Raw genomic sequence first — 12799 nt, 5'->3', positions numbered from 1 at the left:
GACCACCACCGCCCCGTCCGGGTAGGTGATCTCGTTGGCGGCGGTCTGCTTACCGTTCTTGCTCGCGGCGAGTTGGGCGTCCACCGCCTGCTGCAGCAGGTCACGGTCACCGCGGGCAAGGTTTCTGATGACGGGCCGCGCGTCCTCGCCCGTACTGGGTGCGGCTGCGGCCCGCGCCCCAAGGGGCGCAGCCAGGAGCACGAAGGCCACGACCCCACGAATGAGGAGACTGCGGACTCAAGAGTGCGTCATATTCCAACGGTAGCGATATGCATACGATATGTGATGCTCGCGTCTCGATCAGGGGGCGTGAGACGGCATGCACGCGCCGATCGATCGAAACCTGCGCCCGGGAGAGCCCCTGCTGCTCGCCGTGTTCGTCCGGGCTCGGGTCACGGGGCGGCCGGTGGTCGGTGGGCCGCCCGGCTGCGGACATTCGGCCCTATCTCACCTCGGCCGGTCCACGTCCGGATGCGGAACTTCCGTGTGGCATAGCCAATTTGGGTGAAGGTTTGCCCACCGATCGACGGCAGGGCGACGGGGCGCCGTAGCCTCGGTGGCGACCCGTCGCCGCCGAGGTGCGCGATCCGTTCGGTGCCACGGGAATTCGTCGACTCGGAAAGGCCATCGGCAGAAATGACACTCTCATCGGGCTCATCGGGCGGGAACGACGCGACGACCGGCGGGCCCTCCCGCCGCAGGGTCCTCAAGATCGGCATCGGCGTCGCCGTGGGGGCGGGGGCCATCGGCTCGGGTGCCCCCGCGGCGATCGCCGGCGGTCCGAACGACCCTCCGAGCCCGACGGTCGCGACCAAGGTGAAGAACCTCAGCGGCCCGGTCGAGACCGGGCCGTTCGCCTCGCCGTGGACCGACCTCGGCATCCCGGTGCTGTGTCCGGACGGCACCATGCTCTTCGTCTGCGGCGACACCTTCGACGGCGCCCAGGTGGGCGCCGCCGACTGGCGTGCCCCGGTCGGCCTGCGCTCCAGCAGCGCCGACCTGAACAACCTGCGCATCGACGGCAGCGTCGGCGGCAGCCACGCCAACAGCCTGGTCGACGAGCCGCACAACCCGGTCGGCGACAAGGCCACGACGGCGATCCCGTCCGACGTGTTCGTCGTCGACGGCGTGATGTACATGCACCTCATGCGCGGCGTCATCTACGACACCCACCACACCGACTTCTGGCGCTCCACCGACAACGGTGAGACCTGGCAGTACCTGTGCCAGTGGCCGGGCGACCTGTACGGCGGCCAGTTCCAGCAGAAGACGTACGCTGTGGCCGACGACGGCTACTGCTACGTCCTGTCCACGGTCTTCAACCGCGACGTGGAATCGGGAATGCTGCTGCACCGGGTACGGAAGGAGAGCCTCGGCAATCCGGACGCCTACGAGCCGTGGGGCTACGCCGACGGCGGCTGGCGGTGGAACGCGCCCGCCCCGACGACCGTCTTCGGCACCCGCAAGTGGGGCGAGATGTGCTTCCGCGCCATGGACGGCAAGTACGTCCTCACGTGGCTGAACATGGACCAACTGTCGATCAGGGCAATGGTCTTCGCCCTCCCGACCTCGGACCTGACCACGACGCTGGAGCAGGCCATGATCCTCCCCTGCGCCCCGGGCCAGGAGGTCGCCAACCTGGTCGCCAGCCCGTACGGCGGTTTCGTCATCCCCGGCTCGACGTTCGGCAACTTCCACATCGTCGTCAGCCAGTGGTACGACCCGACGAACTACCGGATCATGCAGTACCGGATCAACATGCTGTCCTGAGCCCGCACCGGCTTCGGGCCCGATGCCGCCGGCCCCGCGTCGGGCCCGCAGCGGCCCGGAAATCGTGTCGACCGTGCTCGCCTCGTCCGGTACGGTCGCGGGGTTGTTTCGCTGCCGGGAGCCCGCGCCGTTCGCGTGTGGTCTCCCCGGCGGTTCCCCGGCTGAGAGCAGGTATTCGTCATGGCGTGTCGTATCGGTGAGCTGGTGCTCGGTTGCCGCGACCCCGAGGTGCTGGCGCGGTTCTGGTGCGAGGTCCTGGACTTCGTCGTACTCGGTCGCGAGGACGACGGCTCGATGGAGATCGGGCCGCGCGAAGGGTTCGGCGGTGCGCAGCCGACGATCTTCCTCAGCCGCCGGGACGAACCGGAGCCGGGCAAGTCCCGGCTGCACATCGACGTGAACGCCACCGACCGCGATCAGGACGCCGAGCTCGAACGCCTTCTGGCGCTCGGCGCCCGCCCGGCCGACATCGGCCAGACCGGGCAGGAGCAGTGGCATGTCCTGACCGACCCCGAAGGCAATGAGTTCTGCCTGCTCAAGGCCCGCATCGACCCGCTCTGATGACGATCGGCCACGCCTCGGCGCCAGGTTCCGGGCACTCGGGCTCTGCCGCGAAGTCCGGTGCGGCGGAGGTGCCTTGATCGGTCGCGAATCTGACGTGGCGAAAGTCGTGTGCAGAGACGTTCAACCGAGAAGGTCAGGGATGACGAACCCGTGAAACGTGCGCCGGTGAAGGTGAAGCAGCGAGCGGGCGGCGCTCGGACTCTGCTGTTGATTCCCGCCGCGGCGCTGCTCGCCTCGGGCTGTGCGTCCGCACCGGAGAGCAGTGCCGCCGGGCACGGTGAGGACCGCCGCCCGACCGCCGTCGTGACGACCCCGGCGGAGGTGCGGACGGATGTGGAACCGTTGAAGCGCCACTTCCCGCAGCTGGGTGAGCTGTCCGCGACGAAGTGGGTCGGCCGGGTGCTGACGAAGAACTCCGTGCCGGAGGTCCCCGGTCCGACCGACGTGAGCCTGGACGGGGTGGCGCAGCTCGATCCGGCGACGCTGACGGCGATCACGGGCAGCGGGACGTGGCGGGAGGGCGGCATCGGATGCGGTGTCCCGCAGGAGATAGCCGCCGAGGTCGGGGACACGATGGCGTGGCTCCACAGTGAGGCCTTCGACAAGTCGGTCACGCGGACCCAGTACACAGGGAGCTTCTACTTCGACAGGCAGACCAACCGCGTGTACTTCTGCACGGTGAACCCGAAGGACCGAACCAGCTGATTCCCGCCGTCCGGCGATTCGCTGCTCGCCCGATGGCGCGGGGCCGGGGTCCGATGGCCCCGCGCGATCGGCTAACGGGAGAAGTAGGCCTTGACGCTCACGGCCGGTCCACCCGAGTATTTCTGAACGGCCGTCCTTGCGTCTCCAGACACAGCCACGGAAACGGTGCCTGCGGGAGGAACGGTGATCAGCCCGCCGATCGGGACCACTTCAATCGCCTGCTGGGGCGTTCCGGCCGGTGTCTGGTTGTAGACCAGGTAGACGATCCGGACCGATACGGCCGCGTTGTTCGGGTTCTTCACGATGACCTGGTCGAATGCGTCGAACTTGGTCAGCTGCTGGCCTGCGGAATCCGCCGGCTCGGCCTCGACCGCGGACGCGTCCGCCGGAAGGTCCGCCGCGGCGAGTTCTTTGACGGTCACTCTGACATTGGCGACCCGTTGGGCGTCAGCCCCGTGGAAGGCCAGGACGTCGTAGCCACCGCCGGGCTGGATGACGAGACTGCCTCGGTCACTCCCGTACGCCGTGGTGACCTGCACGTCGGGCAGATCGTTACCGCTGCCGTCCACTGCCGTGATCGTCAGAGTGGGCGCCGCGCTGGCCTGCCCGTCGTTGTCGATGGACAGCGTCTGATCGATGTACTCATGTTTGCCCAGCGCGTGGTAACTGAAGGACAGTGATGTGGCTGTCGGGCCTGGTGCAGCGGCAGGTGTGGCGGGAGTTGCGGCAGTCGGCGCCGTATCGGTCGCGCTACTTGCTTGGGACGGCCCCTTCGCGGGGGTCGTGGAGGCACCACTCGGGTCGCAGCCGGTCAACGCGGCGACACCGAGGACGATGCCTACAACCGTCCGGATCCGGAGGGCGGAGGTGCCCCGCCTGCTCCGAACGAAAGATCGATCAATCCTCGACATTTGCCGGAGACTAGCGCAAGCGGAGGACACGGGGGCTCCGCTCTTCGCTCCCGACTCGGCGGGACGGCAGCAGCCGCGCCCGCAGACGTGAGTTCTCCGCACTGTTTGGCACTGCCCCAGCGATGTCGAACACCGGTGAGCCGACGAGCCGCCAGCGGCAAGGCGCCCGGCTCAAGGTGTGTGCTGCTACTCGGTGCGGCTCCGAAGCGCGGCGAGGGTCTCCTCGACCAGCGCCCGTGCCTCGGCCACTGTGGCCGCCAGCAGTTCGGCGCTCTCTCCGGGCGCCCCCAACAGGCCGCGGACTCGCGGGCCGAAGCCGGTTGGCGCGGCCGGAAGTGTCTCGGCGACGGCCAGCGCGCCCTTCTCGTTGAGGCACCAGCGCCGGTCCTCGGCGAACATCGCTTGCACCAGTACGCCGACGGCCCGGGACAGGCAGAGCGAGACGTACAACGTGTCCGCCCGTGCCGCGCCTTTTGCTGCGGCGGTGACCAGGAATTCCGCCTCCCAGGCTCCCGCCGTCAAGGCCTCTCGCAAGGGCTCGGGGTAGGTCGCGGCCTTCTGCTGAAGGTCCGTCAGTTCGCGGGCGGGGTCGGCCAGGACCTGGCCGAGCGCCACCTCGCCCGCGTAGCAGGGCGACCAGAAGCCGAGGGGATGCCCGGCCTGCACGCCGACTTCGTACCGGCCTTCGCGGCAGTCCGTCCACACCTGCTCGACCCGGTCCATGTCCCGCAGGATCCAGTCCACCGCCCCGCCGTCGGCCTGCAGCCACGCGCCGCCGTTCACCCACGGCCCCCAGCCGCCCGGGCCGGCCACCTCCACCTCGGGGCCGGCCAGCGCGCGCAACGCGGCGAGATCGAGCCCGCCACGGTAGTAGACGCCGAGGTCCCAGTCCGAATCCGGCCGGTGCTCTCCGCGGGCCCGGCTGCCGCCGAGCATGACTCCGACGACGCCCGGCACCTCGGCCAGGCGGTTGGCCATCTCCTCGATGATCGCTCGCACGGAGCGAGTCTGGCAGTCACCCCTGCGTCGGGCCAGCCGTTTGCGCCGGTGGTCACCGGGTGCGGGGGCTTCGAGGGCGGGTGTGTGCCGGAGCCGGTGGCCGGCTCCGGCACCAAGGCCCATGCCCGATGGGACAGTTGGCCGCAGGGGCGGCGTCAGACCTGGTAGCGGTCCGGGGCGAGCAGGTGCAGGTGTTCGGCGACCCAGTCGGAGGTGTGGCGCAGGCCCTCGTCCAGGCCGACCTGGGGCTGCCAGCCGGCCAGGTCGCGTGCCTTGCGGTTGTCGGAGAGCAGCCGTTCGACCTCGCTGCCGCCGGGGCGCAGCCGGGTCGGGTCGACGACGATGTCCGCATCCCGGCCGGAGGCGACGATCAGGGCCTTGGCCAGGTCGCCGATGGACACCTCGCTGCCGGTGCCGAGGTTGACGGTCTCGCCGAGCGTGCGGTCGGCGCGGGCGACGGCCAGGAAGCCTTCCGCAGTGTCGGTGGCGTAGGTGAAGTCCCGGGTGGGGGTGGTCGAGCCGAGCCTGATCTCCCGTGCGCCGGAGTGGAGTTGGGCCAGGATGGTGGGGATGACGGCGCGGGCGGACTGGCGCGGGCCGTAGGTGTTGAACGGGCGGACGACGGCGACCGGCAGTTCGAAGGCGTGCCAGTAGGAGAGTGCCATCATGTCCGCGCCGATCTTCGAGGCGGAGTACGGGGACTGCGGCTGGAGCGGGTGGTGCTCGTCGATGGGTGCGGTGATCGCGGTCCCGTACACCTCGCTGGTGGAGGTGTGCACCAGGCGGGCGCCGTGCCGCAGGCAGGCGGCGGCGATGTTCTGGGTGCCCACGACGTTGGTCTGCACGTAGGCCTCGGGGGCCTGGTAGCTGTAGGGGATGCCGATGAGCGCGGCGAGGTGGAAGACGGTGTCGCAGCCGGCGACGGCGTCCAGGACCCGGCCGGCGTCGCGGACGTCGCCGGCGAGCATCTCGACGGGGCTGTCGGGGTCGGCCAGGTAGTGGGCGAGGTATCCGCGCTCGGCGTACGGCTTGTAGTGGACCAGGGCCCGGACGCGGGCGCCGCGGGCGACCAGCAGGTCGACGAGGGTGCTGCCGATGAAGCCTTCGGCACCGGTGACCAGGACGGTCCGGCCGGTCCAGTCCTGGTGTGCGGCGGGGGTGTTGGGGTGGGCGGGGCGGTTCATGGTGGTCCTCCGGTGGTTCGGGGCGGGTGGTCGGCGGTCAGTGGTCAAGCGGTCGAGCGGTCAGCGGTCGTACGGGCCGGGGACGGGGGCCGGGACGGCGGGCGGCGCGGGTGCCGGGGTCCGGCCGATGACGCGGAGCACCTTGGCGGCCAGCAGGTCGGCGGCGCGCGCGTGGTCGCCCGGGTCGGCGGCCTGCGCCATCGCGGCGAGCCGGGCCGGGTCGGCGAGCAGGGGTTCCACCAGGGCGGCCAGCCGTTCGCCGGTGCACTCGCCGTCCGGCAGCAGCAGGCCGGCGCCGGCGTCGGAGAGGACGCGTGCGTTGTGGGTCTGGTGGTCGTGCGGCGCGTGCGGGTAGGGCACCAGCACGGCGGGCATCCGGAGGCTGGAGAGTTCGGCGACGGTGGCCGCGCCGGCGCGGCACACCATGAGGTCTGCGGCCGCGTAGGCGAAGTCCATCCGGTCCAGGTAGGCGACGGCGTGCGCCACCGGGTTGCCGTCCAGTGCGGCCCGGACCTGTGCCAACGCGGCCGGGCCGGTCTTGATCAGCAGCCGCCGGTCGGTGCGGTGGCGCCAGCGTCCGGCCAGTTCGACGGCGGCCGCGGTGAGCCGGGCGGCGCCGAGGCTGCCGCCGTTGAAGACCAGCAGCCGGACGCCGTCCGGGACGGCGAAGTGCCGACGGGCCTCGGCGCGCAGCGCCGCCCGGTCGAGCTGGGCGACGGCGCCGACCAGCGGCATCCCGACGGTCTGCGCCGAACGGCCGGCGGGCAGGTGCTCGCGGGTGCGGTCGAAGGCGAGCGCGATGTGCGGGGTGAGCCGGGCGGCGAAGCGGTTGGCCCGCCCGGGCACCGCGTTCGACTCGTGCACCACGCTCGGCAGCCCGGCCATCTTGGCGCCGACGATCACCGGCGCGCTCGGGTAGCCGCCCATGCCGACCGCGACCTGCGCGCCCTGGGCCCGCAGGATCTCCCGGCAGTCCCGGCCGGAGCGCAGCAGCGCCGCGGGCAGCAGGTAGCGGCGCGGGCCGAGGGAGGCGTCGAAGGGGATCATGTCGACGGTGTGCAGCCGGTAGCCGGCCTGCGGGATGAGGGTGGTCTCCAGTCCGCGTTCGGTGCCGACGAAGGAGATCACGGCCCGCGGGTCGGCTCTGCGCAGCGCCTCGGCCAGTGCGAGGCCCGGGTAGATGTGTCCGCCGGTGCCGCCGGCGCCGATCACCACCGACAGGGGGCGGGCCGGATCGTGGTTGGCATGGTTGCCGTGTTCTGTCCGCATGCCGTCGAGCTTGCTGAGGCCGCCTAAGAGAGTTCTCAGAGTCGTTCTGAGAGGGTTGTCCGCATGAGCAACGGGCAGAGAGTGCTGGTCGTCGACGACGATCCGGAGGTACGGGCCGCCGTCGAGGACGGGCTGGCCGTCGAGGGCTACCAGGTGCGCGGCGCCGCCGACGGGCTGGCGGCGCTGAACGAGGTGTCCGGCTGGCAGCCCGACGCGATGGTCCTCGACCTGATGATGCCCGTCCTCGACGGGCTGGCCGTCTGCCGCCGACTGCGGGCCCTGGGCGACCGGCTCCCGATCCTGGTACTCACCGCGCGCGACTCGGTGAGCGACCGCGTCGACGGCCTCGACGCGGGGGCCGACGACTACCTGGTCAAGCCGTTCGCGCTGGACGAGCTGACCGCCCGACTGCGTGCCCTGCTGCGGCGCAGCGCCCCGGCCGCCGAGGAGCCCGGCTACCGCTTCGCCGACCTGGAGGTCGACCCGGCCACCCGGACCGGGAGCAGGGCCGGGCGGCCGGTGGAGTTCTCGCGCACCGAGTTCGCACTGCTGGAGGTGCTGCTGCGCCACCCCGGCCAGGTGCTCCCGCGCGAGGTGATCATGGAGCGGGTGTGGGGCGCCGACTTCGGCCCCGACTCCAACTCCCTCGCCGTCTACGTCGGTTACCTGCGCCGCAAGCTGGAGGCCGGCGGCGAACCCCGGCTGGTGCACACGGTGCACGGGGTCGGCTACCGGCTGGACCGGGCTTGAGGGCGCACGCGCGCTGGCGGCGCCGGCGCCCGCTGCGCACCCGGCTGGCCCTCGCCTGCACGGCCGCGGTCGCCGTGGTGGCGCTCGGGATCAGCGCGGCCGCGTTCAGCATCGTCCGCTACGAGCTCAACCACCAGCTCGACCAGCACCTCACCCAGCAGGCCACCCTGGTGCAGCAGCAGCACCGCGACCAGGGGCCGCAGGTCGTCTACGGCGAGTGCAACTACCTTGCCGCCCCGGCCTGCGCGCAGATCGTCTCCGCCGACCCCGGCAAACCACCGAACGAGCAGTACCTGCTGCCCGTCACACCGGCCACCCGCCAGGTCGCGAACCGGCAGCGGGCCGGCTACTTCACCGACCTCACCATCGGCGGCCACCCGGCCCGGATGCTCACCACCCCGATGATCGCGGCGCCGCCCGGCGCCCGGCAGGCCGTCCAGGTCGCGCTGCGCGCCGACAGCGTCCAGGAGGGGGTGCGGCAGGCCGGCGCGCTGATGGCGGCCGTCGCGGCGGCGGGCCTGCTGCTGGCCGCCGTCCTCGGGCGCACCGTGGCCCGCACCGCCCTCGCCCCGGTCGCCCGGCTGACCCGCACCGCCGAACGGATCGCCGACACCCGGGACGCGGGGCTGCGGATCGACCTGCCGCCCGGACGCCGCGAGGACGAACTGACCAGGCTGGCCGGCAGCTTCAACACCATGCTGGGCGAACTGGAGCAGTCCGTGGCCGCCCAGCGCCGGCTCGTCGCCGACGCCTCGCACGAGCTGCGCACCCCGCTGACGGCGCTGCGCACCAACGCCGAACTGCTGGCCCGCGCCGACCGGTTGACCGAGGGCCAGCGGGAGCGGGCGGCGGCCGCGCTGCACCGCCAGCTACGCGAGGTGACCGGACTGGTGAACGACCTCATCGAGCTGGCCCGCGACGAGGAGCCGCAGCCGCTGCTCGAACAGGTCGCGGTCGGCCGGCTCGTCGGGCACTGCGTCGACACCGCGCGCGGCCACTGGCCGGCGATCGCCTTCACCCTGGACGACGACGCGGACGGCGCCCCGGGCCACGGCGCCGCCGAGCGCACCGTCCCCGGCGTGCCGGCCCGGCTGGCCCGACTGGTCTCCAACCTCCTCGACAACGCAGCCAAGTTCAGCCCGCCGGGCGCCACGGTCGAGGTCCGGCTCACCGCCGGACTGGAACTGACCGTCCGCGACCACGGCCCCGGCATCGCGCCCGAGGACCTGCCGTACGTCTTCGACCGCTTCTACCGGGCCTCCGCCGCCCGCGCCCTGCCCGGCTCCGGGCTCGGGCTCGCCATGGCGCGCCAGATCGCCCACGCGCACGGCGCCACCCTCACCGCCGAGGCCGCCCCCGGCGGCGGGGCGCTGTTCCGCCTGCGGCTGCCGGGCTGAACGGGACGGCCCGCTTCCGACCCGCCGTCCGAGCGCCCACCCGTCACCGCGCTGCCGGTTGGCGGCAAACGACGGCGCCACGGCGCGTACGCGGACCTGACGCCGGTTTCCGTGTCGGAGGCGAGGGAGTACGCGGAGAAGCACGGCTACGACCACCTGGCAGCGCTGACCGACCCGTCCTACTCCGACGACCCCCACCACGTCCGGTGCAGGTACTGCAGCCGCCTCGCCGCCGAACGGCTGGGGGGACATCGCGTTCGGTTGCCGGTGCCAGACCAACCCGAACCGCGCGCGACAGACCTCCAGCCAACGACGAGGACCCCCGTACCGTCACCGTTGCCGGGCTCGTGTGACTGGAACCGACAGGTGGCGGCGCCCTGGTCTCGCCACGCTGAGTCGCCTGAGCCAGCGACGCGTTGAGTGGGGTCTGCTCACGAGAGTTGAAACCGGTGCGGCCGGCGCCGACTAGGCTCACCTCCATGTCCGAGCCGGCCCCTGCCCCTCGTATGCAGTCCTTGATCAACCAGCTCCGGCCGGGGGCCATGAGAACGGTGAAGGTCACCGGGTTCGACGGAGCGGATGTCCTCGTGCAGCTCGTAGATGCCGAAGGGGAGAAAGCCGAGATCATTCCCTTTGGCGTGTTCGCGCAGCTTGATCCCGACGTTGTGGGATTCCCTCATCTCTCTGAGCTGACCGGCGAACCGGTCGAGACTCCGGATCTGCTTGTCGATGAAGGCGAGCTGATCACGGTGAACGTAGCCGAGGTCGACCTCCAGCGTCACCGGGTACGGCTACGCGCGGCCGGCGGAGCGGACACATCTCACGACTGGTCGCAAGAAGCGTGACCACCCGGTGCCAACAATCACGTCCCGCTGATCAGAAGACGCCAGCTCGCCTGGTCCTACTGGTTCCAACTACCGTGTCCTGGCTCATGACCGCGCCGGAGTTCAGTGGTTGCCGCCGAGAGGGAGTCCTGTGAAAGTCTGATTGTTTCATCCGTTGTTTCGAACTCGCCTTATGCTTACGAGGGTTGACGTCCATCGGGGATGCGGCCTGCTGTGGGCATGGGCGAGGGCAGGGCCTACCCGGGCGATCCTTTACCAGGCCCGTACCGGCTGCCAGTGGCGCCACCTGCCCCCAACTCAAGCTGAAATCCGACAAAGGTTCGCAGAACGCCCTCGCTGGGCGAGAAGTTCGCCATAGGCCACCTCCAGTTCCCGGTGAAGTTCGATCACAAATGAACTCGAACGGACGCTCTCGGGCCGGCTCGCAGCGGTGACGGTCAAGGCGAGGATCGGGCCGATGGTTTCTGTGAGAATGCCGCGCTTTCGGTACGAAGTGGCGTTTCACCCAACGGCGTTGCGGGGATGAAAGGGTTAATTCAACCGCCGGGCTGCCTATCCCTCCTCAGGGTGAGCGGCCCGTGGCTATGCCCAGTGTGCGGTCAGTCGTCGATGTGCCCCAGGGCGGGATCTGCGGTCCTGGACGATTTCTACACGACGGCTCGACGGGACGAGGGCAGCCCCCACCGAAGGGGTCCGCATGAGTACGGACGTTCAGATAGCAGCGCAGGAACTGCTGCCGATCCCCAGCCCTGTTGGCCACGCCCCCACCGGCCAGGTGGCGGCGGCAGGCCCCGAAGACCCTACGATCGCTGTCGGCACCAGTCCTGTCGGGCTGGCGTTCACCCCCAGCGGTGACCTCTACGTCACCAACAGCGGCTCGAACACTGTGACGCTGATCGACACCAGCACCGACACCGTCACCATCGCGAGCATCCCCGAAGGCGGCACCACCCCGAGCTGGCTGACGGTCGCCCCCAACGGCAACGCCTACATCCCCAACAACGGCTCGGCCAACGTGTCGGTGCTGAACACCGCCACCAACACGCTCGTGGGCGCCCCGATCCCGCTGTCCGGCGGTCCGGCCGCGGCGGTGGTCGTTCCCAGCGGCAACGTCTATGTCAGCCAGTTCTTCGCGAACAGCGTGTCCCTGATCAACACCACCACCAACACCGTTACGGGCGGGCCCATCGCCGTCGGCTCCAACCCGGTCGGAATGGCCGTCGCACCCAACGGCAACGCCTATGTCGCCAACCGAGGGTCGAACAACGTCACGGTGATCGACACCAGCACCAACACCGTGGTGGGCGCCGCCATCCCCGTCGGCACCCAGCCGAACTTCATCGCGATCGCCCCCAACGGCAACGCCTACGTCGCCAACATCGCATCCAGCAACGTGACGGTCATCGACACCACCACCAACACCGTCCTGGTCCCCAGCATCCCCGTCGGCTCCAGCCCTTGGGGAATCGCGGCCGCCACCAACGGCATCGTCTACACGGCCAACCTCGGGGCCAACAACGTGACGGTGATCGACACCAGCACCAACACCGTGGTGGGCGCCGCCATCCCCGTCGGCACCGAGCCGATCGACGTGGCGGTCGCCCCCAACAGCAAGGTCTATGTCGCCAACTTCGGGTCGAACAGCGTTAGCGTCTTTCAGGGCGCGCCCACGCTGAGCGGCATCAGTCCCAACCACGGATCCACCACCGGCGGCACCGTGGTGACCATCACCGGTACCAACCTGACCGGCGCCAGCGTCACCATCGGCGGCAACCCCGCCACCAACGTCATCGTCAATGCCGCGGGCACGCAGATCACCGCCACCACCCCGCCCGGGGCGGCCGGACCGGCCACCGTCACCGTCGCCACCCCCAGTGGCACCGCCAGTCTGGTCAACGGCTTCACCTACTTGGCAGACGCCACCTCGCTGACCGCGACCCCGGCGCTGGCCAAGCTGTTCCCGCCGCAAGTGTTCTACCCGTTCCTCAACGCCACCCTGGTCGACCTCGTCACCGGACTGCCGGTGCCCGGCCAGACCATCACCTTCAGCACCGGCAACCGGACCCTGGGCACCGCCATCACCAACGCCGAAGGCACCGCCCAGCTTTCCGAGGCGATCACCTTCCCGCTGATCCTCGCCAACGACGGCTACACCGCCGCCTTCGCCGGCACCGCCGGCCTGCTGCCCTCCACCGCCAACGCAGGCGTCATCATCCCGTAGCCGGCGAGGAGGCAGAAGACGAAGGCGGAGCAGGGCTCTTGGCGTAGTAGCCCGGGGAACGGAGACCTGAGAGCTCGTCACACAGTCCTGCGCTGTGATCACTGCTAGGGCGCGTTTCGAAAGTGGGGGGGGGGGCGGAGCTCGGGGTGGTGTGGGGGGCGCCCAGGTCAGAGAGCACACCCGA

12 protein-coding genes are annotated in these 12799 nt (G+C 70.7%); 7 read left to right on the top strand and 5 right to left on the bottom strand.

Translation table 11 applies throughout. From position 1 onward, the window contains the following. Positions 1-210 (bottom strand): hypothetical protein (locus tag ACFV61_RS27395; RefSeq protein ID WP_380494437.1); only part of this gene is annotated, 210 nt, incomplete at its 3' end. A 426-nt stretch (positions 211-636) separates the two neighbouring features. On the opposite strand from ACFV61_RS27395, the gene ACFV61_RS27390 reads away from it, so the two are divergent. The 3 genes from ACFV61_RS27390 (at position 637) to ACFV61_RS27380 (ending at position 3039) form a co-directional block, all read left to right on the top strand. Beyond that, positions 637-1770: a DUF4185 domain-containing protein gene (locus ACFV61_RS27390; protein ID WP_363367506.1), complete on the top strand. Its 1134-nt coding sequence runs from the start codon at positions 637-639 to the stop codon at positions 1768-1770. 180 nt (positions 1771-1950) lie between these two features. Beyond that, positions 1951-2331 carry a VOC family protein gene (locus ACFV61_RS27385; protein WP_363367504.1) on the top strand — a complete coding sequence of 127 codons (381 nt, stop codon included), beginning with the start codon at positions 1951-1953 and terminating at the stop codon, positions 2329-2331. A 168-nt stretch (positions 2332-2499) separates the two neighbouring features. Beyond that, on the top strand, positions 2500-3039 hold the full coding sequence (locus tag ACFV61_RS27380; RefSeq protein WP_380494434.1) for a hypothetical protein: 540 nt from the start codon (positions 2500-2502) through the stop codon (positions 3037-3039). A 71-nt stretch (positions 3040-3110) separates the two neighbouring features. Here ACFV61_RS27380 and ACFV61_RS27375 read toward each other — a convergent pair whose 3' ends face one another. From ACFV61_RS27375 to ACFV61_RS27360, 4 genes are all read right to left on the bottom strand, one after another. Then, positions 3111-3950: a hypothetical protein gene (locus ACFV61_RS27375; protein ID WP_380494432.1), complete on the bottom strand. Its 840-nt coding sequence runs from the start codon at positions 3948-3950 to the stop codon at positions 3111-3113. Positions 3951-4136: 186 nt separating this feature from the next. Further along, entirely contained in the window at positions 4137-4928 is a 792-nt protein-coding gene (locus tag ACFV61_RS27370; RefSeq protein ID WP_380494443.1) for a nucleotidyltransferase domain-containing protein, read from the bottom strand. 176 nt (positions 4929-5104) lie between these two features. Continuing rightward, positions 5105-6133, bottom strand: a complete 1029-nt coding sequence (locus ACFV61_RS27365; protein WP_380494430.1) for an SDR family NAD(P)-dependent oxidoreductase — start codon at positions 6131-6133, stop codon at positions 5105-5107. A gap of 60 nt (positions 6134-6193) precedes the next feature. Beyond that, positions 6194-7402: a UDP-N-acetylglucosamine--N-acetylmuramyl-(pentapeptide) pyrophosphoryl-undecaprenol N-acetylglucosamine transferase gene (locus ACFV61_RS27360; protein WP_363367497.1), complete on the bottom strand. Its 1209-nt coding sequence runs from the start codon at positions 7400-7402 to the stop codon at positions 6194-6196. Positions 7403-7465: 63 nt separating this feature from the next. Here ACFV61_RS27360 and ACFV61_RS27355 point away from each other — a divergent pair, with 63 nt between their 5' ends. The 4 genes from ACFV61_RS27355 to ACFV61_RS27340 all read left to right on the top strand — a co-directional run bounded on the left by ACFV61_RS27355 (position 7466) and on the right by ACFV61_RS27340 (position 12615). Next, positions 7466-8152, top strand: coding sequence for a response regulator transcription factor (locus ACFV61_RS27355; RefSeq protein ID WP_063352055.1), 687 nt, complete (start codon positions 7466-7468; stop codon positions 8150-8152). Further along, positions 8149-9549: a sensor histidine kinase gene (locus tag ACFV61_RS27350; protein WP_380494427.1), complete on the top strand. Its 1401-nt coding sequence runs from the start codon at positions 8149-8151 to the stop codon at positions 9547-9549. The genes ACFV61_RS27355 and ACFV61_RS27350 overlap by 4 nt, the downstream gene beginning before the upstream one ends. Before the next feature lie 515 nt (positions 9550-10064). Beyond that, positions 10065-10394 (top strand): S1 RNA-binding domain-containing protein, encoded by a 330-nt coding sequence (locus tag ACFV61_RS27345; RefSeq protein WP_380334631.1) that lies wholly within the window; start codon positions 10065-10067, stop codon positions 10392-10394. Between the two features lie 697 nt (positions 10395-11091). Continuing rightward, entirely contained in the window at positions 11092-12615 is a 1524-nt protein-coding gene (locus ACFV61_RS27340; RefSeq protein ID WP_063352058.1) for an IPT/TIG domain-containing protein, read from the top strand. Positions 12616-12799 lie beyond the last annotated feature (184 nt).

This window comes from Kitasatospora sp. NPDC059817, from assembly GCF_042731835.1.
Taxonomy (GTDB): Bacteria; Actinomycetota; Actinomycetes; order Streptomycetales; family Streptomycetaceae; genus Kitasatospora.
This window is presented reverse-complemented; position numbering and strand designations above follow the sequence as displayed.

Excerpts from the sequence above, each read along its gene's own strand:
- ACFV61_RS27390 (WP_363367506.1), top strand. The coding sequence starts at position 637 with ATGACACTCTCATCGGGCTCATCGGGCGGGAACGACGCGACGACCGGC.
- ACFV61_RS27385 (WP_363367504.1), top strand. The coding sequence starts at position 1,951 with ATGGCGTGTCGTATCGGTGAGCTGGTGCTCGGTTGCCGCGACCCCGAG.
- ACFV61_RS27375 (WP_380494432.1), bottom strand. The coding sequence starts at position 3,950 with ATGTCGAGGATTGATCGATCTTTCGTTCGGAGCAGGCGGGGCACCTCC.
- ACFV61_RS27370 (WP_380494443.1), bottom strand. The coding sequence starts at position 4,928 with ATGGCCAACCGCCTGGCCGAGGTGCCGGGCGTCGTCGGAGTCATGCTC.
- ACFV61_RS27365 (WP_380494430.1), bottom strand. The coding sequence starts at position 6,133 with ATGAACCGCCCCGCCCACCCCAACACCCCCGCCGCACACCAGGACTGG.
- ACFV61_RS27360 (WP_363367497.1), bottom strand. The coding sequence starts at position 7,402 with ATGCGGACAGAACACGGCAACCATGCCAACCACGATCCGGCCCGCCCC.
- ACFV61_RS27355 (WP_063352055.1), top strand. The coding sequence starts at position 7,466 with ATGAGCAACGGGCAGAGAGTGCTGGTCGTCGACGACGATCCGGAGGTA.
- ACFV61_RS27340 (WP_063352058.1), top strand. The coding sequence starts at position 11,092 with ATGAGTACGGACGTTCAGATAGCAGCGCAGGAACTGCTGCCGATCCCC.